This window comes from Pseudomonas sp. GCEP-101, assembly GCF_025133575.1.
Taxonomy (GTDB): domain Bacteria; phylum Pseudomonadota; class Gammaproteobacteria; order Pseudomonadales; family Pseudomonadaceae; genus Pseudomonas; species Pseudomonas nitroreducens_B.
In genome coordinates this window covers 5,926,894-5,951,133 of record NZ_CP104011.1, presented here as the reverse complement: position 1 = coordinate 5,951,133, position 24,240 = coordinate 5,926,894, and the positions used below count along the sequence as shown (strand labels likewise).

Here is a 24,240-nt window from a genome sequence, read left to right as displayed (position 1 = left end):
GATACTGGCGTTAACCCGTTTACCCACGTCGCCTCGTCCAAGGAAGTTGACCCCTCGACGAGGCCGCCACCGTGCCGCTTGCCACACCCGAGCTTCCGCCTGCCCGCCACCGCGCTACCCCGGCGCCTGCACCTTCGGCGATACTCGGCCACTGGCGAGACGCCAGCCGACACCCGCCCCGCAATGGATCGAGAGAGTTGAAGACACCCCTCACGGATGAAAACGACGCGGCGTTGCTGCGGCGTTATCGACACGGCGACGCCGAGGCTTTCGGCGAGCTTTACGCTCGCCATCGCCTGGGCCTGTTCCGCTTCCTCTGTGGCCTGTGCGGCGACACCGCCCAGGCCGAGGAAGTGTTCCAGGAAACCTGGCTGAGCCTGATCCGCAGCGACAGCCAGCCACTGGGCGCGGCCAGCTTCAAGACCTGGCTGTACCAGGTCGGCCGCAACCGCCTGATCGACCATTGGCGCAAGCTGGGCCGCCACCTGGGGCGACAGGAAAGCTTCGACGAGCAGCTGCATGGCGAGGCGCTGGACGGCGAGGGTGTCGACCCCGAGCGCGAACTGAGCCTGGCCCGCGACCAGCAGCGCCTGCAGGGCGCCTTGCAGGAACTGCCGCAAGAGCAGCGCGAAGTGTTCCTCCTGCGTGCCCACGGCGACCTGGAGCTGAGCGAAATTGCCGAGCTGACGAAAACGCCGGCAGAAACCGTGAAGAGCCGGCTGCGCTATGCGCTGCAGAAATTGCGTCGGTTGCTGTCCGACCCGTCGGTGACCGAGGAGGTGAACCCATGAACCGCGATCCGCGCGAGCAGGCAGTGCTCGAGCACTACCGCCGGCACAGCGAGGAGCAGCCCTCGGCGCAGATGGACGCGCGCATCCTGGCCGCCGCCCGCGCCCAGGCGCAGAACACGCCGCCGTCTCTGGCCCAGCGCCTGCATCACTGGTTGCTGGGCGCCGGCAGCCGCCAGCGCTGGGGCGTCGCCGTGGCGGGCCTGGCGACCCTGGGGATCGGCCTGAGCCTGACCTTGCGCACCTACGAGGAGGCGCCGAACCGTTTCGACGCGCCAGTGGCGCCGGCGATGATGCGTGCGCCGGCGCCCGCGCCTGCCATGGCGCCGCCGGCAGCCCCGGCCGCCGCACCCTATGCGGCGGAGCCGAGCATGGCTGCGCCGCAGCGAGATGACGCGGCGGCGGGCGCTTCGATGGCGGAGCTCGCCAAGCCTGCCCCGATGAGCAAGAAAATGGCCATGGACAATGCCAAGGCCAAGGCACAGGCACAGGCAACAGCTCGGGAGCTTTCTGATGCCCAGAGCAAGCCGGACACGCAGGCCCAGGGGAAGCTCCAAGCCCTGGCGGAAGAGGTCGACGAGCCACGCGCCAGCCTGTTGCGCCTGCGCGACTTGCAGGACAAGGGGCAGAAGGAGGAGGCTGAACGAGTGCGCGAGAGTCTTCGGCAACGCTTCCCGGCCCTGAATATCGACAAGGCTCTGAAGGAATTGCCTGACAACCCTTGATCAATGACAGGCCGGCTCCGGCCTGCGCCTGTCAGACTGATGGCCGTAACGGCTTGTCATGGCCAGGTGCTTGCTCCGCCACGCCGTACGCGCCAGCATTGCGCGGTTTTTCCGATGGTCCGCTCCATGAAAACGTCCCGAATTGTTGTAGTCGCCAGTTTGTCCTTGCTGCTCGCTGCCTGTGGCGACGAGCACAAGGACAAGGCTGCCGCTCCAGCCCCGGCGCCGGCACCCTCCGCACCGGCTGCTCCCGTTGTATCGCCCAAGGCAACCGCCCCGGCGCCAGCCAGCTCGCCTGCGCCCAAGCCAGCCGCCGAGCAGCCCCGCGAGTCGGAAGCCAAGCCCGCTGCCGCCAAGGCCGTGGCCTCGCCCAAGGCGCCGGCGGTCGAGGCATCGATCAAGCCGGAGGCCAAGGCCCCTTCGAAGACGCCGGCGCAGGTGAAAAAACCGGTCGACCCCGTGGTCAAGCAGGCGCTGCCGCCGGTCAAGCTCGACCTGCGCCTGCCCAAGGAGCTGGTGCATCAGCTGGAGCCGGACGAGTCACTGAGCGAGGTGGAGGAAGAAAAACCGATCCTGCCGCCGATGTTCCGCCAGAAGGACGAGAAAGCAGGCTCGAGCCCGTTCGCGGTGGGCGGCCGGCTGATCCAGCGCGAGCCCAACGAGCGTGAAAATGGCGATGACAGCTGGCACTCGGATATCCGCGGCGCCGAGCTGCAGTTCCAGTTCCGCAACTGATTGCTCCGCTCCCCTTGGGGGCAGCTGTCTTCCCCTGCGCATTCGTACCTCAGAATTCCCTATCCCCGTCGGAGAGGGGACTGGTCGGTGCAGGAGGAATCCATGGCGTCAGCCGGTACGGACAGCTCCCTCTCCCTTCAGGGAGAGGGCGGGGGAGAGGGCGGGCCCCTGCGCGATATTTGAGGTAAGAGCAACTGTCTCTATCTGAAGCCCCGTGCTGGCGATTTCCCCTCTCCCTGAAGGGAGAGGGGACTGGATTGGTGCCGGCTGGAACTGCGGCGTCAGCCGGCGGGGCTGCTCCCTCTCCCTCTTCGGAGCGGGGCGCCCAGCCAGCGCGGGGGAGAGGGCAGGCCCCGGCACGATATGTCAGGGAATGGCGGACTCTGTCCGCGATTGCGCCCACGGCGCGCTCCTACAAAAGCAACAACGCCGGACGCTGCCCCTGGCCGCCGGAGAAGAGAATCGCCGGTGCGATTGGCAGCGCCCAGGTGGGTGCGTGAGCATCACTCAGAAGCGATGCACCCCCGCGCGAATCGCCTCGAACAGCGCACCGTCCAGCGACCGGTACGCCGCCTCGCCGGACAGCCGGACGAACAGCGCATCGGCCACGGCTGACGGATCGTAGGCGTTGCGCTTGAGGTCGTTCTTCTTGTACTTGAAGGTCCCGGTGGTTTCCACCTGGGCCAGCAGGCGCAGGAACAGCGGCACGGCGTAGGCGGGCAGCTCGCGGTCCAGATGCGCCGCCAGCTGCGTCGTGTCGAGGCTGGCGCCGTCGGCAAGGCGCAGCGCGGCCATGCCGCAGCGGCCATTGGTGCCGGGGATCTCCACGCCGTAGACCACCGCATCCTCCACACCGGGGAAGGCCCCCAGGGCATTCTCCACCTCGGTGGTGGAGACGTTCTCGCCCTTCCAGCGGAAGGTGTCGCCCAGGCGGTCGACGAACTGGGTGTGCTTGAAGCCGATGTCGCGCATCAGGTCGCCGGTGTTGAACCAGGCGTCGCCTTCCTTGAACACGTTGCGGTAGATCACCGCCTCGCTCTTGGCCGGGTCGGTGTAACCGTCGAACGGCCACTTGTCGCTGATCTCGCTGATCAGCAGGCCGGCCTCGCCCTTGTCGACCTTTTCCATGAAGCCGCGGGCGTTCCGCACTGGCTGGTCGTGTTCCAGGTCATAGCGCACGATGGCGTAGGTTGCCGGCGAGAAGCCCACCGTATTGTCGAAATTGAACACATTGGTGAAGCCGATGTTGCCCTCGCTGGAGGCATAGAACTCGGTGATGCGCTCGATGCCGAAGCGCTCCTTGAACTCGTTCCAGATCGACGGGCGCAGGCCGTTGCCGATCATGCAGGTCAGGCTGTTGCCGCGCTCTTCCGCGCACTCGGGCTGGTTGAGCAGGTAGCGGCAGAGTTCACCGATGTAGCCGAAGCAGGTCGCCTGGTAGGTCTGCACGTCCTTCCAGAAGGCGCTGGCAGAGAACCGCCGACGCAGGGCGATGGCCGCGCCGCCGGCCAGCACGGCGCTCCAGCACACGGTCACGGCGTTGTTGTGGTAGCAGGGCAGGGTCAGGTAGAGCACGTCGCTATTGGTCAGGCCGAGCCCGGAATGGCCGAAGCCGCCATAGGCCTTGATCCATTTGCCGTGGCTCATGATCGAGGCTTTCGGCAGGCCGGTGGTGCCGGAGGTGTAGATGTAGAAGCAGGCGTCCTTCAGGCGCACCCGCGCGGTCTCGGCAAGGTTGTTGGAGTCCTGCTCCTGGGCCAGGCGCATCAGGCTCTGCCAGCCGGCGGGGGCTTGGGCCGAGTCTTCACCGTCGGCGATCCAGTAGCAGCGTCCGCCGCTGTTCTCCAGGGCGGGGCGGACATCCTCGAACGCCTCGCGCAGTTCTTCGCCGACCACGAAGTGGCTGGGCTTGACCAGGTTCAGGCTATGGCTGAGCACCTGGCCGCGCTGGGTGGTGTTGACCAGCGCGCCGATGGCGCCGAGCTTGGCCAGGGCGGCGAGCACCACCATGAGTTCAGCGCGGTTTTCCAGCATCACCGCGACCACGCTGGCGTGGCCCACGCCCTCGGCCTGGAAGGCCCGCGCCAGGCGGTTGGCCCAGCCGTTGAAGAGGGCGTAGGACAGCCGCCGGCGCTCGTCGATCAGCGCCGGGCTGTCCGGGTACAGGCGCGCGGCGCGTTCCAGCGCCCAGCCCAGGGAGAGGTTCTTCTCGCGGTTACGGATGCCGGTGTAGTACAGCCCGCGCAGCATGCGGGGTACGCGGCCGAGGGTGGCCGGCAGGTGGGCCAGGAAGCGGGTCGGGGTGATGATGTCGGCGTGGGTCATTGACGCGTGCCCTTATTGTCATTGTTGTCTGGCGTGCAGACGCTCTGCCGCGACTCTAGGCTGCTCCCTGGCGGCAGGCTATGGCCCGGGCGCGCGCATGGCCGGGCAGATCGGCAAACCGGCCGGCGGAGCGTTCATCGCAGTCTAGGAGCGGATAGTCGGAGAGCCAAAGTGGGTTTGTGTCGATTGGTAAACGCCGCGGGGCACGCTGCTGGCGGCTATGCGGCGGATAACGCGTGCCGCGTTATGCGCCCTACGGGGATATGACGGCGTAGGGCGAATAACCGTTTACGGTTATCCGCCGTTGGCCGGGGTGCGATGGGTGGAGGTCAATCGAGGAACAGGTCGGGCACCAGGCTGCCGCCGCTGGGGTCGAAGCGGTACTGCTCGAAATCGCTCTGGCCCTGTTCGCGGAGGATGTCTTCGTCGATCAGCAGGCGGCCACTGATGGCGCGCTCGCGGCTGGAGAGGATGGCATGGGCGGCGTCGGCCATGATCGCCGGCGTGCGGGCGCGCTTGAAGGCATCCCGGCTGCCCAGCTCGAATTCGATGGCGGCGGTGGCGATCATGGTCTTGGGCCACAGGCCGTTGACGCTGATGCCATACTTCTTGAACTCCTCGTGCATGCCCAGCGTGAGCATGCTCATGCCGTACTTGGTGACGGTGTAGGGGCCGTGCTGGGCGAACCACTTGCCGGCCAGGTTGATCGGCGGCGACAGGCTGAGGATGTGGCCCTTGCTCTGCTTCAGGTAGGGCAGCGCGGCCTGGCTGCAGACCATCACGGCGCGGGTGTTGATCTGGTACATCAGGTCGAAGCGCTTGGGCTCCAGGCGCTCCACGCCCACCAGCTTGATGGCGCCGGCGTTGTTCACCAGCGCGTCGATGCCGCCGAAGTGCCCGGCGGCCTTGGCCATCGCCTCGCGCACGGCGTTTTCATCGCGTACGTCCAGCTGCAGGGCCAGTGCCTGGCCGCCGGCGGCCTGTACTTCCTCGGCGACGCTGAAGATGGTGCCTTCGAGTTTCGGGTGGGGTTCGGCGCTCTTGGCGGCGATGACGATGTTGGCGCCGTCGCGCGCGGCACGCAGGGCGATCTCGCGGCCGATGCCGCGGCTGGCGCCGGTGATGAAGAGGGTCTTGCCGTTGAGGGACATGGTTGGGGCTCCGTGTTCTTGTTGTCGTTGTCGACGGAATCGCGGATGAATCCGCTCCTGTGAAATGTGCTTGCTGATGTCCGGTGCGCCTGGGCCTGCCCTCACCCTAACCCTGGCTGCGCGCCCCGCTCCTGAGGGAGAGGGGACTGTTCGGAGCAGGATGAAACCGTGCATTCAGCCGGCACAAGCGGCCCCCTCTCCTCGGGGAGAGGGCTGGGGTGAGGAGATGAGAGGTTCAGGCGGACTCCAGCGCCTCGACCTCCACCAGCAACTGCCGCGACTTCACCTGCTCGCCCTTGCTCACCTGCACCCGGCGGATCACGCCGTCGACGCCGGCCTTGAGCGGGTGCTCCATCTTCATCGCTTCCAGCACCAGCAGCAGCTGGCCCTTGCTGACCCGCGCGCCCTCGGCCACCAGCACGTCGACGATGGCGCCGTCCATCGGCGCCTTCACCGTGCCGGAGCCCGCGCCCGCTGCGGCGCCGGCCGGCTCGTGGGTGACGTCCAGCAGCTCCAGGTTGCCGTCCGCGCCGTACAGCCAGAGGCGCGCGCCATCGCGGTGGAACGGCAGGCGGCGGCGGATGCCGTCGGCTTCGAGGATGGCATCGCCATTTTCTTCGCCGAGCAGGCGCAGACCGATCTCGCTGCCACCGACGCGCGCGACCAGTACCGGCTGCGGACCGTGCTCGCGAACCTCCAGCTCGACGACGAACTTCTCCTCGCCCTGCTTGAGCACGAAGCGCCACGGCGCGCTGCCCGCGCTGCGCCAGCCGGAGAGGCCCGGCTGGTGCGCGCGGTCGCTGGCCGAGGCCTGGTAGAGCAGGGCGGCGGCGCAGGCCAGTTCCAGTGGCTGCGGCTGGCGCGGGGCCAGGCTCGGGTCGCCGGCGAACTGCTCGCCGATGAACGCCGTGGTGGCCTTGCCGGCGGCGAATTCCGGGTGCTTGAGCAGGTTGGCGAGGAAGCGCTGGTTGCCGGTCACACCCAGCAGCACGCAGTCCTCGACGGCGCGCACCAGCTTGCGCCGGGCCTCCTCGCGGGTGGCGCCGTAGGCGATGACCTTGGCCAGCATCGGGTCGTAGAACGGCGTTACCGGCTGGCCTTCGCGCAGGCCGTGGTCGATGCGGATGCCATCCAGCTGCGGCGGCGTCCAGCGCAGCACCTGGCCGGTCTGCGGGAGGAAACCGTGGCCGGTGTCCTCGGCGTACAGGCGCACTTCGATGGCGTGGCCGTTGAGCGGGATCTGCTCCTGGGTGAGCGGCAGCGGGTGGCCTTCGGCGACGCGGATCTGCCAGGCGACCAGGTCCTGACCGGTGACCAGTTCGGTGACCGGGTGCTCCACCTGCAGGCGGGTGTTCATCTCCAGGAAGTAGAAGGCGCCGCTGGCGTCCAGCAGGAATTCCACGGTGCCGGCGCCGACATAGTTCACCGAGGCAGCGGCCTTCACCGCGGCCTCGCCCATGGCGGCGCGCAGCTCCTCGCCGAGCACCGGGCAGGGCGCTTCCTCGATGACCTTCTGGTGGCGGCGCTGCACCGAGCAATCGCGCTCGCCGAGGTAGACGATGTGGCCATGCTGGTCGCCGAACACCTGGATTTCCACGTGGCGCGGCTGCACCACGGCTTTCTCCAGGATCAGCTCGCCGCTGCCGAAGGCGTTCTGCGCTTCCGAGCGCGCGGTGCGCAGTTGTTCGGCAAGGTCTTCGCTGCGCGTCACCAGACGCATGCCGCGTCCCCCGCCGCCGGCGCTGGCCTTGATCATCAGCGGGTAGCCGATGCGCTGCGCTTCGCGGGTGAGTGTGGCGTCGTCCTGTTCCGCGCCTTCGTAGCCGGGGATGCAGGGCACGCCGGCCTCGAGCATGGCGATCTTCGACAGGCGCTTGCTGCCCATCAGGTGGATGGCTTCCACACCGGGGCCAATGAAGACGATGCCGGCGGCCTCGCAGGCGCGGGCAAAGTCGGCGTTCTCCGAGAGGAAGCCGTAGCCGGGGTGGACGGCGCCGGCGCCGGTGCGTTTCGCCGCGTCGAGAATGGCTTCCGGTTTCAGGTAGGACTGCCCCACGGGGGCCGGGCCGATGCACACGGCTTCGTCGGCCAGCTGCACATGGCGGGCGTTGGCGTCGGCCTCGCTGTACACGGCCACGGTGCGGTAGCCCAGGTCGTGGGCGGTGCGGATCACTCGGCAGGCGATCTCGCCACGGTTGGCGATGAGGATCTTGTCGAAGCTGGGCATGGCGGTTTTGTCCCTCTCCCCATCCCTCTCCCTGAAGGGAGAGGGGGTTGTCTGGCGTGCGCGGTGAGTCACTGCGCCCAGTTCGGTTTGCGTTTCTGCACGAAGGCCATCGTGCCTTCGGCGCCTTCCGCGCCGGTCACCGCGGCGGCGAACTGGCGCGCGGCGTCGTCCAGCAGAGGGCCAAGGGCTTCGGTCTCGGTGGCCAGCAGCAGCGCCTTGGTGGCGGCGTTGGCGCCGGGGGCGCAGCGACGCACCTGGTCGAGCGTCTCGGCCAGGTGCTCGCCGAGGCTTTCGGCGCTGTCCGCGCAGGCGTGCACCAGGCCCAGGCGCAGCGCCTCGCGGCCATCGAAACGGGCGGCGGTGAGCGCCAGGCGGCGGGCCTGGGTGAGGCCGATGCGCTTGACCACGAAGGGCGCGATCTGCGCCGGCAGGATGCCGAGGCTGGTTTCCGGCAGGCCGAATTGCGCATCGGCTGCCGCCAGGGCGATGTCCGAGACGCAGGCGAGCCCGAAGCCGCCGCCGAGCACCGCGCCTTCCAGCACGGCGACCAGCACCTGGGGTTGCGCCTGGGCCTGCTCCAGCAGGCCGCCGAAGGCGCGGTTCAGCGCGGCGTAGGCGTCGGGACCGGCCGCGCGGGCACCGGCCATGTCCTTGATGTCGCCGCCGGCGCAGAAGTGCCCGCCGGCGCCGCGCAGGACGATGGCGCGCACGGCACGGTCGTCGCGAACGCCGGCGAGTACCGCGCGCAGCTCGCCGACCATCGCCAGGCTCATGGCATTGCGGCTGTCCGGACGGTTCAGGGTGACGTGCAGCACGCCGCCGTCACGTTCCAGGAGCAGGGTTTCGCAGTTCGGCAATTCGGTCATGCCGGGGTCCTCGTCAATTCGGTATCGGCGGGCTCTTCGTAGGAGCGAGCTTGCTCGCGAACCGCATGGCACCTCGACGCCAAGTGAAACTCCGTTCGCGAGCAAGCTCGCTCCTACACAAGAGCAAAAGCGTCGTCAGCCCTTCTTCTTGCCCGGCAGGGTGCCCATCAGCTTGCAGATGATGCCCAGCATGATTTCGTCCGCGCCGCCACCGATGGACACCAGGCGGGTGTCGCGGTAGGCGCGGGCAATCGGGTTTTCCCACATGAAGCCCTGGCCGCCCCAGTACTGCAGGCAGGCGTCGGTGACTTCGCGGGCCAGGCGGCCGACCTTGAGCTTGGCCATGGAGGCCAGGCGGGTCACGTCCTTGCCGCGGATGTACTGCTCGGTGGCCTGGTAGGTGAGGGCGCGCAGGCACTCGATCTCGGTCATCAGCTCGGCCATGCGGAAGTGAATGACCTGGTTGTCGATCAGCGCCTGGCCGAAGGTCTTGCGCTCCTTGCAGTAGTCGATGGTGGCGTTGACGCAGTACTCCAGGCCCTTGATGCCGCTGGCGGCGCCGAACAGGCGTTCTTCCTGGAATTGCAGCATCTGCATCATGAAGCCTGCGCCCTCGGCGCCGATGCGGTTGCGCTGCGGCACACGCACGTCGTCGAAGAACACCTGGGCGGTCTCCGAGCTGCGCATGCCGAGCTTGTCCAGGTGCGGGCTGACGCTGATGCCCTTGGTCTTCATCGGCACCATGATCAGCGACTTGTTGACGTGGGGCTTGTCGTCGGAGGTGTTGGCCAGCAGGCAGATGAAATCGGCGGACGGCGAGTTGGTGATCCACATCTTGCTGCCGTTGATGACGTAGTCGTCGCCATCCTTGCGCGCCGTGGTCTTCAGGCCCGCCACGTCGGAGCCGGCGCCCACTTCCGAGACGCCGATGCAGCCGACCATCTCGCCGGCGATCGCCGGACGGAGGAATTCCTCGCGCAGCTCGTCGGAGCCGAAGCGCGCCAGGGCAGGGGTGCACATGTCGGTCTGCACGCCGAGGGCCATCGGCACGCCGCCGCAATGGATGGTGCCGAACTCTTCGGCGGCCACCACCGAGTAGCTGTAGTCCAGGCCCATGCCGCCGAATTTCTCCGGTTTGGAGATGCCCAGCAGGCCCAGGTCGCCGGCTTTCTTGAAGACGTCATGGATGGGAAAGCGGCCGGCCTTTTCCCACTCGTCGACGTAGGGGTTGATTTCCTTCTCGACGAAGTTACGGACGGTGCGGCGGAGTTCTTCGTGTTCCTGGGTGAAGATCATTGTTGTTGTTCTCCTGATGCCTAGTCTGGTTTCCGCCTAAGTCCCTCTCCCCAACCCTCTCCCTGAAGGGAGAGGGGGCTGTACGGAGTGGCTGGACGGCTCGCTTTACGCCGGGTCGCTTTGGCTCCCTCTCCCTTCAGGGAGAGGGCGGGGGGAGAGGGCGTTGGCCTGTACTCCCGAACTCCCGTCAGAACCTCGCTACCCCAAAACTATTTCCCTGGAGCGGCCGCACGGCCGCCTCCGCGCAGATGTCCAGCAGGTAGCCGAGCAGCGCGCGGGTGTCGCGCGGGTCGATCAGCCCGTCGTCCCACAGGCTCGCCGTGCCGTAGAGCGCGGTGGACTGGGCGTCGAGCTTCTGCGCGGTCATCTGTTCGAGCATGTCGAGCATCTTCGGGTCGGGCTCCTTGCCCTCCTTGGCGTGCTTCTCCTCGGTGACGATGCGCAGCACCTTGCCGGCCTGGGCGCCGCCCATCACGGCGGTGCGGCTGTTGGGCCAGGCGAAGATGAAGCGCGGGTCCAGGCCGCGCCCACACATGGCGTAGTTGCCGGCGCCGTACGACCCGCCCACGACCAGCGTGAGCTTGGGCACCGTGGCGTTGGCCACCGCCTGGATCATCTTCGAGCCGTGCTTGATCACGCCCAGGCGCTCGGACTCGGTGCCGACCATGAAGCCTGTGGTGTTGTGCAGGAACAGGATCGGCGTGTTGCTCTGCTCGCACAGCTGGATGAACTGCGCCGCCTTGGCCGCGCCCTGCGGGGTGATCGGACCGTTGTTGCCGATCAGGCCGCAGGCATGGCCTTCGATGTGCAGGTGGCCGCAGACGGTCTGGCTGTCGAACTCGTTCTTGAAGTCGAGGAAGCGCGAACCGTCGGCGATGCGCGCGACGATCTCGCGCACGTCATAGGGCTTCTTCGCGTCCGCCGGGACTACGCCGAGCAGTTCCTCGGCCGGGTACAGCGGTGCCTCCCAGTCCTTCTTCGGGCGTGCCGGCAGCTGCGCGTTCCACGGCAGCGCGGCAAGGATCTCGCGGGCCAGGCGCACGCCGTCGGCGTCGTTCTCCGCCAGGTACTCGGCGGTGCCCGCGACCTGGGCGTGCAACTCGGCGCCGCCCAGTTCTTCATCGGTGGCAATCTCGCCGGTGGCGGCCTTGAGCAGCGGCGGGCCGGCGAGGAACATCTTGGCCTTGCCGCGCACCACCACCACGTAGTCCGACAGCCCCGGCTGGTAGGCGCCGCCGGCGGTGGACGAGCCGTGCACCACGGTGACCTGCGGAATGCCCGCCGCCGACATGCGCGCCTGGTTGGCGAAGCCGCGCGCGCCCTCGACGAAGATGTCCGCCGCATAGTTCAGGTTGGCGCCGCCGCTCTCGGTCAGTGCCACCACCGGCAGCTTGTTCTCGAAGGCGATCTGCTGCAGGCGCAGGGTCTTTTTCAGGCCGGTGGGGGAGATGGTGCCGCCCTTGATCGCGCTGTTGCTGGCGGTGACCAGGCAGCGCACGCCGGCGATGTAGCCGATGCCGGAGATGATGCCACCGCCGGCCTGGGTGCCGTCCTTGTCGTCATGCAGCTTGTAGCCGGCCAGCGAGGCGATTTCGAGGAACGGCGCGCCGGGGTCCAGCAGCAGGTTCAGGCGTTCGCGCGGCAGCAGCTGGCCGCGCTTGTCGAACTTGGGCTTGGCCTCGGCGGCCTTGTCGAGCACCTTCTGCTCCACCTCGCGGAAGCTCGCCACGGCCGCCAGCATGGCCTCGCGGTTGCGGGCGAAATCGTCGCCCTGGGGATCGATATCCGAGACGATCACCGGCATGGCTTACTCCTGGTCCTTCAGCACATCGGGAAGATAGGCGCGGTGGAAGCCGTTGTAGGAGCGGCTCTGCCCCGGCTTGCCCTTCACCAGCGGGAAGGCGCGGCTGCCCTGGCTGGCAGCGCCGTCGATACGGATGGTGTTGCCGCTGATGAAGGCGGCGCCCGGGGAGAGCAGGAAGACGATGGCGGCGGAGACTTCCGACTCGGTGCCGATGCGCTTGAGCGGCACGTGTTCGCGCAGGGTCGGGATCACAGCCTTGAACGCGCCTTCATAAGTGTCCATGCCGCTGGAGGCGATCCAGCCCGGCGCCACGGCGTTGACCCGCACCCCGGCATGCCCCCATTCGATGGCGGCGGTCTTGGTGAAGTTCTCCATGCCCGCGCGGGCGGCGCCGGAGTGGCCCATGCCGGGCATGCCGCCCCACATGTCGGCGAGCATGTTGACGATGCTGCCGCCGGTTTTGCTGAGGCTTTGGTTGAACACTTCGCGGGCCATCAGGAAGCCGCCCACCAGGTTGGTGCGCACCACGGCCTCGAAGCCCTTCAGGTTGATCGAGGCCAGCGGCGCGGGATATTGGCCGCCGGCGTTGTTGACCAGGTGATGGATCGGCCCGCGCTCGGCGATGACCTGCGCCACCAGCGCCTTCACCGCGTCTTCGTCGCGGATGTCGCAGCTGTGCCAGCTGGCGCTGCCGCCGTCCTCGATGATTTCGCCGGCGGTCTTCTCCAGCTTCTCGGCCTTGCGCCCGACCAGAACCACGTGGGCGCCGAGGGCCGCCAGCTCATGGGCGGTGCAGCGGCCGATACCGCTGCCGCCGCCGGTGACGATGATGGTCTGGCCATCGAACAGGCCGGGTGTGAAGATCGAGTCGTAGCTCATTGTTGTTTTCGTCCTGCTCAATCGTTCTAGGTACGGGCACTTCGTAGGAGCGAGCTTGCTCGCGAATCCAGCCCCGCAGCGGAACCTGTTCGCGAGCAAGCTCGCTCCTACAGGAACTGATCGGCGATCTGCTGCGGCACCGCCACCGGGAATTCCAGCAACTGCTGGGCGAAGGCCTTGCCCTGCGGGTCGATGCGCAGGCTGGCGACGCCGCCGCCGCCCAGGGCGTTCTCCAGCAGGAAGTTCAGGCTGTGCGTGCCCGGCAGGTGCCAGCGGCAGACACGGCCGGTCTGTGGGTCGAGCACGTGCTGCATCCACTCGGCCACCGCGCCTTCGCTCAGCGCCTCGGCGATCCACGGCAGGTACTCCGGCTTGCGCGCCATCACGCCGATGTTGCTGTGGTTGCCCTTGTCGCCGGAGCGCGCCACGGCCAGCTTCACCAGCGGCACGCTGGCCTGGGCGGGGCCGCTGGCGGTCGCCACCGGAACGTCGGCGGCCAGTGCGGCCGGGTCGAACGTGTCGAGGGCGGGCAGCGCGGCGGGATGGCGTTCACCGTCGATATCCACGGCCAGCTCGCAGCTGTCCTTGTCGATCAGGAAGGAGAACAGGCGGATCACCGGGTACACGGTGGGGCGGCCGCCGACGATGCCGGTGAGGCCAGGCGCCATCCCGGTGGCGGCCTGGGCGATCTCGCGGGAGAACAGCACCAGCGCCTCCTTGCGGCTGTGGCGCACGGCGAGCTTCACCACGATTTCGCGGGTGTCGCCGCGGCGCCCGTGCGGGCCGTAGGTGGCCTCGCTGCCGAGCAGTTCCACGCTGACCTCGCGGTACGGGCCCCAGCCGCGCTCCATGAGGATTTCCTCGGTCTTGGCGATGATCGCCTGGCTGACCCGCTCGGCCTTCTTCACCGCGTCGATGCCGGCGATCAGGCAACTGGCGGTGCAGCGGAAACCGTCCGGGTAGGTGGCGCTGACCTTGTACTGCCCGGTCGGCGGCAGGCCGCGCGCGCCGCTGACGGCTACGCGGTGTTCGCCCGCCTGGGCCAGCTGCACCCGGGTGAAGTCGCAGACCACGTCGGGTAGCAGGTAGGCGCGCGGGTCGCCGATCTCGTAGAGCATCTGCTCGCCCACCGTCAGCGACGTCACCAGCCCGCCGGTACCCGGCGGCTTGGTCACCACGAAGTCGCCGCTGGCCTGCACCTCGACGATGGGGAAACCGATGTGCTCGTAGTCCGGCACGCTGTCCCAGTCGGTGAAGTTGCCGCCGGTGCACTGCGCGCCGCATTCGATGATGTGCCCGGCCAGCGCGGCCTGGGCCAGCTTGTCGTAGTCGTTCCAGGCCCAGCCGAACTCGTGCACCAGGGCGGCGCTGACCACCGCGCTGTCCACCACGCGGCCGGTGATGACGATATCCGCGCCGGCCTCGAGCGCGGCAACGATGCCGGGCGCGCCGAGGTAGGCGTTGACCGACACGCACATCGGCGGCAGCGGCGCGCCGGAGAACATCTCGCGGAGGCCGGCCTTGGCCAATTCACCCAGGCGCGGTTGCAGGTTGTCGCCGTGCACCACGGCGATCTTCAGCGCCACGCCGGCCTTCTCGCAGGCGGCGGCCAGCGCGCTGGCGCAGGCCTGCGGGTTCACCCCGCCGGCATTGCTGATCACGCGGATCCGTTTCGCGGCAATTTCGCCCAGCAGCGGCGTCATCACCTCGACGAAATCGGTGGCGTAGCCGGCCTCGGGATTCTTCAGGCGGGCGCCCGCCATGATCGACAGGGTGATTTCGGCGAGGTAGTCGAAGACCAGGTAGTCCAGTGCCGCGCCGCGCACCAGTTGGGCCGCGGCGGTGGAGGTATCGCCCCAGAAGGCGGAGGCGCAGCCGATACGTACGGTTCTCGTCATTGTTCTGCCCGTGACGCTGAGTGATGGATCGACATTACCAAGCAAGCGCTTGGTTGAAAAGCCCCGACTGAACCTCAGGCCCAACCTTTGGATGGCCAAGCGCTTGCTTGGTTGGGGCCTGCGGGCTTACATTTCGTCAAACAACACAAGCACTTGCAGGGCGTTTCGACGATTCGCCCTGAGCAGATCGGCCAATGGGCCCCATGGGGAGAGAACAGCGTGGATGACCGCAAAGCCCGCGAAGTACTGCTGGAGCTGGTCGGAACCGGGCAGATCACCGACCCGGAGAGCGCCCGTGGCAAGCTGCTGCAGACCGCCGCGCACCTGTTCCGCAGCAAGGGCTACGAACGCACCACGGTGCGCGACCTGGCCAGCGCGGTGGGCATCCAGTCCGGCAGCATCTTCCATCACTTCAAGAGCAAGGACGAAATCCTCCGCTCGGTGATGGAGGAAACCATCCTCTACAACACCGCCCTGATGCGCGCCGCGCTGGCCGACGCGACGACCCTGCGCGAGCGGCTGCTGGCGTTGATCCGCTGCGAATTGCAGTCGATCACCGGCGGCACCGGCGAGGCGATGGCGGTATTGGTCTACGAATGGCGGTCACTGTCGGAAGAGGGCCAGACCTACATCCTCAGCCTGCGCGACATCTACGAGCAGATGTGGCTGGACGTGCTGGAAGAGGCGCGTAGTGCCGGCTACAGCCAGGGCGACCCGTTCATCCTGCGGCGCTTCCTGACCGGGGCGCTGTCCTGGTCCATCACCTGGTTCCGCCCCGAGGGCAGCCTGACCCTGGACGAGCTGGCCGAGCAGGCGTTGCTGCTGGTGATGCGCGAGTAAGTTCGGCGTTGGGGGAATTTGATCGCGGACGCAGTCCGCTCCTACGCCGCGTTCGAGTTCGGTAGGAGCGGACTCCGTCCGCGATTGTCTTTGCGGCCGTTGCGGGCTTGGTTCGCGAGCAAGCTCGCTCCTACAGGCCATCCCGCCATCCGGGGCGCTTAAAAAAAACCATGCCGTCCCTGACGGGAGAGGTGCTCTCCACTTTGTAGGAGCGGGCCATGCCCGCGAAATCCCGCGCGGCGGAATGGGACTTCACCGGCAAACGCTGACCTGTAGCGCCCATTTGCAGGAGCGCCCACCGGGCGCGGTCGCGGGCATGGCCCGCTCCTACAGGGGGATTTCCGTGCGCGTCAGATAATCCGCAACGGATAGCTGAACAGCAGCAGGTGCAGGCAGTTCACGGCCGCGTGCAGCAGCACCGGTACCAGCAGGCGCCCGCTGAAGTAGAAGGCCAGGCCATAGCCCAGGCCGGCGATGCCGGCGACCACGGCGAACAGCGGGTTGATCGGCCAGTGCACCATGCCGAACAGCACGCTGGCGCTGGCCACCCCAGCGAGGCCGCCGAAGCGACGCACCAGTTCGCTCTGCAGCAGGCCGCGGAAGAAGGCTTCCTCGGTCAGCGAGATCACGCAGACGTTGACCAGCATCCACAGCCAGAAGCCGGGCGGCCATTTCGGATTCCACACCACCAGGCCCCCCGCCACCGCGACCAGCGGAACGGCGAACAGGGTGGTGACGATGACGATGGCGGCGAAGTCCGGCGAGCGCCGCTCGGTCGGCACCGGGTCACGACGCAGCCACCAGGCGAGCAGGGTGGCGCCAACCAGGGCCTTGTCCCAGGACAGGTGCAGAGCGTAGACGGGGGCGTCGGGGCTGAGCTGGCGCACCGGCCACAGCGTCCAGGACGTGGTGCCCGGCAATAGGTGCGCGGCCAGGGCGATGCTGAGCACCAGGCACACCAGCCACCAGAGCAGGTGTGGCAGGCGCTGCTCGCCATAGAGGGTCCAGGCGACGTAGACCGCGCCGATCAGCAACCCCAGCGGCTGCACGAAACCCAGCGCGAATCCGCAGAGCAATAACAGGATCGGCAGCAGCGGCAGGAGCTTCCTGAACATTCTTTCCTCCATCAAGGGAGGCGCAGTCTAGGCAATTTCGCCTGCCGCTGGCCATCGCTGCGACCAGTTTTTGGCTGAGGCGTCAGCGAGTTAGGCGAATTTCACCGCTTCTCGTCGGCGTCCTGGGCATCCATCTGGGCATTGCGCTCGTGGATGCGCTTGAGCTGCTCCTCGGTGAGCGGGAGCTTCTTCGCGGTATCGCGCAGCATCATCAGCGCGCCGACGATGGAGCCCAAGGCTAGGGCAATGATCAACCAGGCATACCAGGGCATGGCCGCGTCTCCGACAAGTGGCAGAAAAACATCACGATACGCCGTGATTCAGACCTTGTCAGGCGCGCGCCGGTTCAGATCGATCACATCGGGCAAGTCGCTGTCGTCCTTCAGCCGGACGCCGCTCACCCGCAGGCGCAGGGCCTGTTGCAGCAGATGGGCGAGCTTGTGTGCCGCCAGCGCGTAGGGCAAGCCCTCCGGGCGCACGTTGGAGATGCAGTTGCGCTCGCTGTCCATGCGTCCCACGCGCGGTTGCCAGGTGAGGTACAGGCCGAGGCTGTCCGGCGAGCTGAGGCCGGGACGTTCGCCGATCAGCACCAGCGCGAGTTTCGCCCCCAGCGCCTCGCCGATGCCGTCGCCGATGGCCACGCGCCCCTGTTCGGCGAGCACCACCGGGGTGTTTTCCCAGTCCGTGGCGAAGCGTTCGCGCAGCGCGCTCAGCAGCGGCAGCGCGTGTTGCTGCACGGCGAAGGAGGAGAGACCGTCGGCGATCACGATGACCAGCTCCGCGGCCACCTGCTCGCCCTTGAGTTGCCATTGGCTGTCCGGGTGCAACGCGCGGCCCAGGTCCGGGCGCAGCAGGTAGGTCTGGCGGTCCGGCGCCTCGCTGCGGGCGCGCAGTACGCGAAAGCCCGCATCGGCCAGTGCCTGCTGCAGCGCCGCGAAGTCCAGCGGGTGGTGCACGGCGTCGCGGGCCTGGGCGTGGGCCATGCCGAACTTCAGCACCTCGCGGGTCGGCAGGCTGGAGCCGACGCGGCCCAGCGCGATACGTGCGCTGGTGTGCGCGCGCAGTTCCTCCCACGGGTCGTTCTGGATCAGGTCCATGCGTGCCACTCCTCAGAATGCCCGCAGCAGGTCGTGGCCGCGGCTGATCGCGCGCAACTGGCCGGACGCCTCGGTGATCGCCATCTTCGCCAGCCACGCGTCGAACTCCGGGGCGCGCTTGAGGCCCAGGGTGCTGCGCAGGTAGAGCGCGTCGTGGAAGGAGGTGCTCTGGTAATTGAGCATAATGTCGTCGGCGCCGGGGATGCCCATGATGAAGGTGATACCCGCCGCACCCAGCAGGGTCAGCAGGTTGTCCATGTCGTCCTGGTCGGCCTCGGCATGGTTGGTGTAGCACACGTCGCAGCCCATGGGCACGCCCAGCAGCTTGGCGCAGAAATGGTCCTCCAGCCCGGCGCGGATGATCTGCTTGCCGTCGTAAAGGTATTCCGGGCCGATGAAGCCGACCACGGTGTTGGTCAGCAGCGGGCGGAATTCGCGGGCCACGGCGTAGGCGCGGGCCTCGCAGGTCTGCTGGTCGACGCCGTGGTGGCCGCCGGCGGAAAGCGCGCTGCCCTGGCCCGTCTCGAAGTACATGACGTTGTCGCCCAGCGTGCCGCGCCCCAGCGACAGCGCCGCCTCGTGGGCCTCGCGCAGCAGGGCGAGGTCGATGCCGAAGCTCTCGTTGGCCTTCTGCGTGCCGGCGATGGACTGGAACACCAGGTCGATCGGCGCACCCGCCTCGATGGCCTGGATCTGCGAGGTGACGTGGGTGAGCACGCAACTCTGCAGGGGAATGTCGAAGCGCTGGCGCAGCTCGTCCATCATCCGCCACAACTGCACCAGCGTGGCCTGCGAGTCGCTTGCCGGGTTGATGCCGACCACCGCATCTCCCGCGCCGTAGAGCAGGCCGTCGAGCATGCTGGCGGCGATGCCGCGCACGTCGTCGGTGGGGTGGTTGGGTTGCAGGCGCACCGAGAGGTGGCCGGGCAGGCCGATGGTGTTGCGAAAGCGCGTGACGACGCGGCACTTCTTCGCTGCCAGGATCAGGTCCTGGTTGCGCATCAGCTTGCTCACCGCGGCGGCCATTTCCGGAGTGATGCCCCAGGCGGCGGCCGACAGCGTGGCGCTGTCGGTGCTGTCCAGCAGCAGCCAGTCGCGGAAGTCGCCGACGGTGAGGTGGCTGATCGGCGCGAAGGCGGCGGCGTCGTGGCGGTCGATGATCAGCCGGGTGACTTCGTCGGCCTCGTAGGGGATCAGCGCCTCGTCGAGGAAGCGTTTGAGCGGCACGTCGGCGAGGGCGATCTTCGCCGCCATGCGCTCCTCGTAGCTGTCGGCGGCGAGCCCCGCCAGGGCATCGCCCGAGCGCGCCGGGCTGGCCTTGGCGAGCAGGGTCTTGAGGTCGGCGAAGCGGTAGGTCTGGCTACCGACGGTGGTCTGGTAGGGCATGCGAAGGTCCCGGTGGCTGCGTGCCGGCCGCGCAAGCCTGCACGCAGTGGGTGGCTGTCAGGCTCCCGTCAGCATAGCGTCCGCCGGGGCGCTGGCGCGATGGGCGGCGGTGAGCTGGAAGTAGAGGAAGCCGGCAGCCATGAAGCCCAGGAAGATCCCGGCGATCTGCAGGTTGAACCAGACCATCGCCGCCAGGCACACCATGGCCAGCGCCAGGGCGATGCCCGGCACCACCGGGAAGCCCGGCGCGCGGAAGCTGCGCTCGAGATCGGGTTCGCTGCGGCGCAGCTTGAACAGGCTGAGCATGCTCATGATGTACATGACGATGGCGCCGAACACGCTCATGGTGATCATCGCGGCGGTCAGGCTCATGCCCTGCAGGGCGATCAGCCCGTCGCTGTAGATCGCCGCGATGCCCACCAGGCCGCCGGCGATGATCGCCCGGTGCGGCGTCTGGAAGCGCGACAGCTTGGCCAGGCCGCGGGGCAGGTAGCCGGCACGCGCCAGGGCGAAGAACTGCCGCGAGTAGCCCAGGATGATGCCGTGGAAGCTGGCCACCAGGCCGAACAGGCCGATCCACACCAGCATGTGCAGCCAGCCGGAGTTCTCGCCCACCACCATCTTCATGGCCTGGGGCAGCGGGTCGTTGATCCCGGACAGGGCCTTCCAGTCGCCCGCGCCGCCGGCGAACAGCATCACCCCCAGGGCCAGCACCACCAGGGTGAGGATGCCGCTGACGTAGGCCTTGGGAATGGTGCGTTTCGGGTCCTTGGCTTCCTCGGCGGCCATGGCCGCGCCCTCGATGGCGAGGAAGAACCAGATGGCGAAGGGAATCGCCGCGAAGATCCCGCCGATGGCCGCGCCCCCGAAGCTGTCCGAGCCGGCCCAGCCATTGATCACGAAGTTGCTGAAGCTGAAGCCCGGTGCCACCACGCCCATGAACACCAGCAGCTCGGCCACCGCGAGGACGGTGACGATCAGCTCGAAGGTGGCGGCGATGCTGACGCCCAGGATGTTCAGGGTCATGAAGATCAGGTACGCGCCAACCGCCGCGTGCTTCGGATCCAGCGAGGGGAACTGCACGTTGAGGTAGGCGCCGATGGCCATGGCGATGGCCGGCGGGGCGAAGACGAACTCGATCAGCGTGGCCAGCCCGGCCACCAGCCCGCCTTTCTCGCCAAAGGCGCGACGGCTGTAGGCGAAGGGCCCACCGGCGTGGGGGATGGCGGTGGTCAGCTCGGTGAAGCTGAAGATGAAGCAGGTGTACATGGTCGCCACCAGCAGGGTGGTGACCAGGAAGCCCAGGGTGCCGGCGACGCCCCAGCCATAGCTCCAGCCGAAATATTCACCGGAAATCACCAGCCCCACGGCGATGCCCCACAGGTGCAGGGTGCCCAGGGTGGGTTTGAGTTGCGTGCTCATGCGACGTCTCCAGAGAGAATGCCCGAAAGAGGATGAAAGACACGACCCGAGGGTTCGTGCAGTGGCCGTGCCAGTCGCCGGAACCCGGTCGCAAACCGCCCGTTCGCGTCGTTTCGTGAACATTCGCCACCGGTTCGCCTGCTTCGAAGCGGTGCGAGGCACCGGCGCACGTCCCGTTCGGGTGCGCCACCGCGACGCGTGTGGCGATGCCGGCCGCGAGTCGCTGGCGCAGCAATCCTGCCGGGCGGGCTACGGAAGTCGGCGCGTTTCTGCGACAATGCGCGCCGATTTTTTCGATACCCGCGAGAGAGACCATGTCCGCCTGCCAGACCCCGATCATCGTCGCCCTGGATTTCCCCACCCGCGAAGCCGCGCTGGCGCTGGCCGACCAGTTGGACCCGAAGCTGTGCCGGGTGAAGGTGGGCAAGGAGCTGTTCACCAGCTGCGCCGCCGGGATCGTCGAAACCCTGAACGGCCGCGGCTTCGAAGTCTTCCTCGACCTGAAATTCCACGACATTCCCAACACCACCGCGATGGCCGTGCGCGCCGCCGCCGAGATGGGCGTGTGGATGGTCAACGTGCACTGCTCCGGCGGCCTGCGCATGATGAGCGCCTGCCGTGAAACCCTCGAAGCCTTCAACGGCCCGAAGCCGCTGCTGATCGGCGTCACCGTGCTGACCAGCATGGAGCGCGAGGACCTGGCCGGCATCGGCCTGGATGTCGAGCCCCAGGAGCAGGTGCTGCGCCTGGCGGCCCTGGCGCAAAAGGCCGGCATGGACGGCCTGGTGTGTTCCGCCCAGGAAGCGCCGGCGCTGAAAGCCGCGCACCCGGCGCTGCAACTGGTCACCCCTGGCATCCGTCCGGCCGGTAGCGCACAGGACGACCAGCGCCGCATCCTTACCCCGCGCCAGGCGCTGGACAACGGCTCCGACTACCTGGTGATCGGCCGCCCGATCAGCCAGGCCGCTGACCCGGCCAAGGCCCTGGCGGAGATTGCCGCCAGCCTGGCCTGAGTGCTTTCTCTGCACTGAGATGACGCCGGAAACGAAAAAGCCCGCATCGCTGCGGGCTTTTTTGCTTTTTGCTTTTCGTAGGTGCGAGCTTGCTCGCGAACGCGTTTCCCGGCAGCCGGGGGAGCTGGGCGGTTCGCGAGCAAGCTCGCTCCTATAGGTGTCGGACGCATGGCGCTGGAGGCGTTATGCGCCCTACATCGAGCATCAGCGTCCGAACGCGAGGTCAGTTCGCCTGGGCCATCGCCGCCTGACCCACCCAGCGCTCGCGCACCACGTCGTACACCCAGTTGAACACCAGCGCGTACGGCAGGAAGAACAGCACCAGGCCGATGTCGAGGATGAAGGCCTGCAGCAGGCTCACCGACAGCCACCAGGCGGCCAGCGGCACCAGCAGGACGATCAGGCCCAGCTCGAACAGCGAGGCGTGCAGCACCCGCACCGGCAGGGTGCGGGCGAAGCCCTTGCGCCGCTGCGCGCGGTCGAACGCGGCGTTGAACAGCATGTTCCACACGGTGGCGATGGCCGAGAACATCAGGGTCATCGCGCCCATGTGGCCCAGGGGTTTGTCCATCAGCCAGGCCAGTGTCGGTGCGCAGATGACCACCGCCAGCAGTTCGAAAAGCACGGCGTGGAACATCCGTTCTTTCAGGGTTTTAGTCGGGCTCATGGTGTGCTCCAGTACGAAAGAATACAGGCCGACTCCGTCGGTCCGGCGCCATTATCATCGGTCGACCGGCTGGATCTAAGTTGGATACCATCGGCTTAACCGATAATTTGGCCGCCGCCATGCACTATTCCCCCGAGTCCCTCCAGGCCTTCGCCGAGGCCGCCTGCCTCGGCTCGTTCAGCGCTGCCGCGCGCAAGCTGGGCAAGAGCCAGTCTACCATCAGCGAAGCCATCGCCCGGCTGGAGATCGACCTCGGCCTGACCCTCTTCGACCGCAGCAGCCGGCAGCCGCAGCTGACCGAGGCCGGCCACGCCCTGCTCGGGCGGGTGGAGGAAGTGCTGATGGCCAGCGACCGCCTCGGCCAACTGGCGCATCAGCTCGTCGGCGGTCTGGAGTCACGGGTCACCCTGGCGATGTCGGACACCTACCAGTCCGCCGAATTCGAGGCGCGGCTGGCGGAGATCGATGCGCGCTACCCGGACCTGGAGTTCGAATGGCTGATCGCCGAGGACAGCGACGTGCTCGACCTGGTGGTGCAGGGCCGCGCCAGCCTGGGGCTGCTCGCCGCGCAGAAGGACTATCCGCCGGACATCAGCTCGGCGACCCTGAGCGAGCAGGCGGAGTTCGGGCTGTTCGTCAGCCGCGACCATCCGCTGGCCAGCCGCGCGCGGGTGGAGCGCGAGGACCTGCTGGCCTATCGCGCGCTGCGCCTGAACACCTACCTGGACGACGCCGCGCCGCTGCTCGGCGGCCGGTGCTGGAGCGCACCGAACTACCTGCTGTTGCTGGACATGGCGGTGCTGGGCTTCGGCTGGATCGAATTGCCCAGCTGGATGGTAGGACGCTTCGCCAGCGGGCGTATGCAGGAGCTGAAAGTCGCCGGCTGGCCGCGCCGGGTGGCGGTGGACGTGATCTGGTCGCGGCGGCGCAGCCTGGGGCCGGCGTCGAGCTGGCTGATGGAGCGTCTGCTGGGGCGCTAGGCGCGGTGGATCACAGATTGCGGACTAAATGTGTCGAAGCCTTTGATGCGCCGTCCTGGACCAGTAGGATCGGAGTTTTCCGGGGAAGAGAGGGTCAGGATGCACGCCAAGCTGGAGAATTGTCTGAAGGCAGTCGATCAGGTCCTGCTCGGCAAGGAAGTGCAGGTAAGACTGGCGCTCACCTGTCTCCTGGCGCGGGGGCACCTGCTCATCGAAGACCTGCCCGGCATGGGCAAGACCACCCTCAGCCATGCCCTGGCGCGGGTGCTGGGCCTGAGCTTCCAGCGCATCCAGTTCACCTCCGACCTGCTGCCCGGCGATGTGCTGGGCACCTCGGTGTTCGACAAGGACACCGGGCAATTCGTCTTCCATCCGGGGCCGATCTTCTCCGAGCTGGTGCTGGCCGACGAGATCAACCGCGCCACGCCCAAGAGCCAGAGCGCGCTGCTCGAAGCCATGGAGGAAGGGCAGGTGACCATCGAGGGCGCGACCCGGCCGCTGCCCGAGCCGTTCTTCGTGATCGCCACGCAGAACCCGGTGACCCAGGGCGGCACCTTCGCCCTGCCCGAATCCCAGCTCGACCGTTTCCTCATGCGTCTTTCCCTGGGCTACCCCGGCCGCGCCGCCGAGAAGGCGCTGCTGCTGGGCGAGGCGCGCCGCGACCTGCTGCCGCGCCTGGAACCGATGCTCGATCCGCAGGAGTTGCAGGCCTTGCAGGGCGAGGTGCTGGCGGTTCGAGCCAGCGACGCGCTGGTGGATTACGTGCTGCGCCTGGTGGAAGCCACACGGACCCAGCCGGCCTTCGCCCTCGGCCTCTCGCCGCGCGGCAGCCTGGCGCTGCTGGCGGCGGCGCGTGCGTGGGCGCTGCTGGCCGGGCGCGACTATGTGATCCCGGAGGACGTGCAGGCCGTGCTGCCCTCGGTGGCCGGCCATCGCCTGCGCGACCAGGCCGACCCGGCCGGCCATGGCGGCGGTGCGCTGGTGCAGTGGTTGCTGCGCGAAGTTCCGGCGCTCTGAGGGGGCTGT

General features: G+C 67.8%; 21 protein-coding genes. 7 read left to right on the top strand and 14 right to left on the bottom strand.

Annotated features, from left to right (window positions below):
- The first annotated feature begins 197 nt into the window (after positions 1 to 197).
- From N0B71_RS26825 to N0B71_RS26815, 3 genes are all read left to right on the top strand, one after another.
- Entirely contained in the window at positions 198 to 791 is a 594-nt protein-coding gene (locus N0B71_RS26825) for an RNA polymerase sigma factor (protein WP_259756073.1), read from the top strand.
- Positions 788 to 1,513 (top strand): hypothetical protein, encoded by a 726-nt coding sequence (locus tag N0B71_RS26820; RefSeq protein ID WP_259756071.1) that lies wholly within the window; start codon positions 788 to 790, stop codon positions 1,511 to 1,513. Before N0B71_RS26825 ends, N0B71_RS26820 begins: the two co-directional genes overlap by 4 nt.
- A 126-nt stretch (positions 1,514 to 1,639) precedes the next feature.
- Positions 1,640 to 2,248, top strand: coding sequence for a hypothetical protein (locus N0B71_RS26815; protein WP_259756070.1), 609 nt, complete (start codon positions 1,640 to 1,642; stop codon positions 2,246 to 2,248).
- Positions 2,249 to 2,755: 507 nt separating this feature from the next.
- Here the strand turns inward: N0B71_RS26815 and N0B71_RS26810 are convergent.
- The 8 genes from N0B71_RS26810 to N0B71_RS26775 form a co-directional block, all read right to left on the bottom strand.
- Positions 2,756 to 4,573, bottom strand: a complete 1,818-nt coding sequence (locus N0B71_RS26810; protein ID WP_259756069.1) for a long-chain-acyl-CoA synthetase — start codon at positions 4,571 to 4,573, stop codon at positions 2,756 to 2,758.
- A 329-nt stretch (positions 4,574 to 4,902) separates the two neighbouring features.
- Positions 4,903 to 5,724 carry an SDR family oxidoreductase gene (locus tag N0B71_RS26805; RefSeq protein ID WP_259756068.1) on the bottom strand — a complete coding sequence of 274 codons (822 nt, stop codon included), beginning with the start codon at positions 5,722 to 5,724 and terminating at the stop codon, positions 4,903 to 4,905.
- Positions 5,725 to 5,959: 235 nt separating this feature from the next.
- On the bottom strand, positions 5,960 to 7,951 hold the full coding sequence (gene atuF, locus N0B71_RS26800; RefSeq protein WP_259756067.1) for a geranyl-CoA carboxylase subunit apha: 1,992 nt from the start codon (positions 7,949 to 7,951) through the stop codon (positions 5,960 to 5,962).
- A 68-nt stretch (positions 7,952 to 8,019) separates the two neighbouring features.
- Complete coding sequence (atuE, locus tag N0B71_RS26795; RefSeq protein ID WP_259756066.1) at positions 8,020 to 8,817, bottom strand: isohexenylglutaconyl-CoA hydratase; 798 nt, start codon at positions 8,815 to 8,817, stop codon at positions 8,020 to 8,022.
- Between the two features lie 135 nt (positions 8,818 to 8,952).
- Positions 8,953 to 10,113 carry a citronellyl-CoA dehydrogenase gene (atuD, locus tag N0B71_RS26790; RefSeq protein ID WP_259756065.1) on the bottom strand — a complete coding sequence of 387 codons (1,161 nt, stop codon included), beginning with the start codon at positions 10,111 to 10,113 and terminating at the stop codon, positions 8,953 to 8,955.
- A gap of 187 nt (positions 10,114 to 10,300) precedes the next feature.
- A complete protein-coding gene (gene atuC, locus N0B71_RS26785; protein WP_259756063.1) occupies positions 10,301 to 11,917 on the bottom strand; it encodes a geranyl-CoA carboxylase subunit beta in 1,617 nt (538 codons plus the stop codon).
- A gap of 3 nt (positions 11,918 to 11,920) precedes the next feature.
- Positions 11,921 to 12,796, bottom strand: a complete 876-nt coding sequence (locus N0B71_RS26780) for an SDR family oxidoreductase (protein WP_259756061.1) — start codon at positions 12,794 to 12,796, stop codon at positions 11,921 to 11,923.
- A gap of 107 nt (positions 12,797 to 12,903) precedes the next feature.
- A complete protein-coding gene (locus tag N0B71_RS26775; RefSeq protein WP_259756060.1) occupies positions 12,904 to 14,694 on the bottom strand; it encodes an acyclic terpene utilization AtuA family protein in 1,791 nt (596 codons plus the stop codon).
- Between the two features lie 219 nt (positions 14,695 to 14,913).
- Between N0B71_RS26775 and N0B71_RS26770 the strand changes: the two genes are divergently transcribed.
- On the top strand, positions 14,914 to 15,534 hold the full coding sequence (locus tag N0B71_RS26770; protein WP_259756059.1) for a TetR/AcrR family transcriptional regulator: 621 nt from the start codon (positions 14,914 to 14,916) through the stop codon (positions 15,532 to 15,534).
- 350 nt (positions 15,535 to 15,884) lie between these two features.
- Here N0B71_RS26770 and N0B71_RS26765 read toward each other — a convergent pair whose 3' ends face one another.
- The 5 genes from N0B71_RS26765 to eat all read right to left on the bottom strand — a co-directional run bounded on the left by N0B71_RS26765 (position 15,885) and on the right by eat (position 20,554).
- Positions 15,885 to 16,649: a CPBP family intramembrane glutamic endopeptidase gene (locus N0B71_RS26765; RefSeq protein ID WP_259756058.1), complete on the bottom strand. Its 765-nt coding sequence runs from the start codon at positions 16,647 to 16,649 to the stop codon at positions 15,885 to 15,887.
- Between the two features lie 101 nt (positions 16,650 to 16,750).
- Positions 16,751 to 16,921, bottom strand: a complete 171-nt coding sequence (locus N0B71_RS26760; protein WP_259756057.1) for a DUF2897 family protein — start codon at positions 16,919 to 16,921, stop codon at positions 16,751 to 16,753.
- Between the two features lie 48 nt (positions 16,922 to 16,969).
- The gene (gene eutC, locus N0B71_RS26755) at positions 16,970 to 17,746 is read right to left on the bottom strand and encodes an ethanolamine ammonia-lyase subunit EutC (RefSeq protein ID WP_259756056.1); all 777 of its coding nucleotides are present in this window, start codon (positions 17,744 to 17,746) and stop codon (positions 16,970 to 16,972) included.
- Positions 17,747 to 17,758: 12 nt separating this feature from the next.
- A complete protein-coding gene (locus N0B71_RS26750; RefSeq protein ID WP_259756053.1) occupies positions 17,759 to 19,132 on the bottom strand; it encodes an ethanolamine ammonia-lyase subunit EutB in 1,374 nt (457 codons plus the stop codon).
- Between the two features lie 57 nt (positions 19,133 to 19,189).
- Complete coding sequence (eat, locus tag N0B71_RS26745; protein ID WP_259756051.1) at positions 19,190 to 20,554, bottom strand: ethanolamine permease; 1,365 nt, start codon at positions 20,552 to 20,554, stop codon at positions 19,190 to 19,192.
- Positions 20,555 to 20,868: 314 nt separating this feature from the next.
- On the opposite strand from eat, the gene pyrF reads away from it, so the two are divergent.
- Positions 20,869 to 21,567, top strand: a complete 699-nt coding sequence (gene pyrF, locus N0B71_RS26740; RefSeq protein WP_259756049.1) for an orotidine-5'-phosphate decarboxylase — start codon at positions 20,869 to 20,871, stop codon at positions 21,565 to 21,567.
- Positions 21,568 to 21,790: 223 nt separating this feature from the next.
- On the opposite strand, the gene N0B71_RS26735 is transcribed toward pyrF, so the two are convergent.
- Positions 21,791 to 22,234, bottom strand: a complete 444-nt coding sequence (locus N0B71_RS26735; protein WP_259756048.1) for a multidrug/biocide efflux PACE transporter — start codon at positions 22,232 to 22,234, stop codon at positions 21,791 to 21,793.
- Between the two features lie 119 nt (positions 22,235 to 22,353).
- On the opposite strand from N0B71_RS26735, the gene N0B71_RS26730 reads away from it, so the two are divergent.
- Together N0B71_RS26730 and N0B71_RS26725 are read left to right on the top strand one after the other, a co-directional pair.
- Positions 22,354 to 23,214 (top strand): LysR family transcriptional regulator, encoded by an 861-nt coding sequence (locus tag N0B71_RS26730; protein ID WP_259756045.1) that lies wholly within the window; start codon positions 22,354 to 22,356, stop codon positions 23,212 to 23,214.
- A gap of 99 nt (positions 23,215 to 23,313) precedes the next feature.
- Positions 23,314 to 24,231: an AAA family ATPase gene (locus tag N0B71_RS26725; RefSeq protein ID WP_259756043.1), complete on the top strand. Its 918-nt coding sequence runs from the start codon at positions 23,314 to 23,316 to the stop codon at positions 24,229 to 24,231.
- Positions 24,232 to 24,240: the final 9 nt, after the last annotated feature.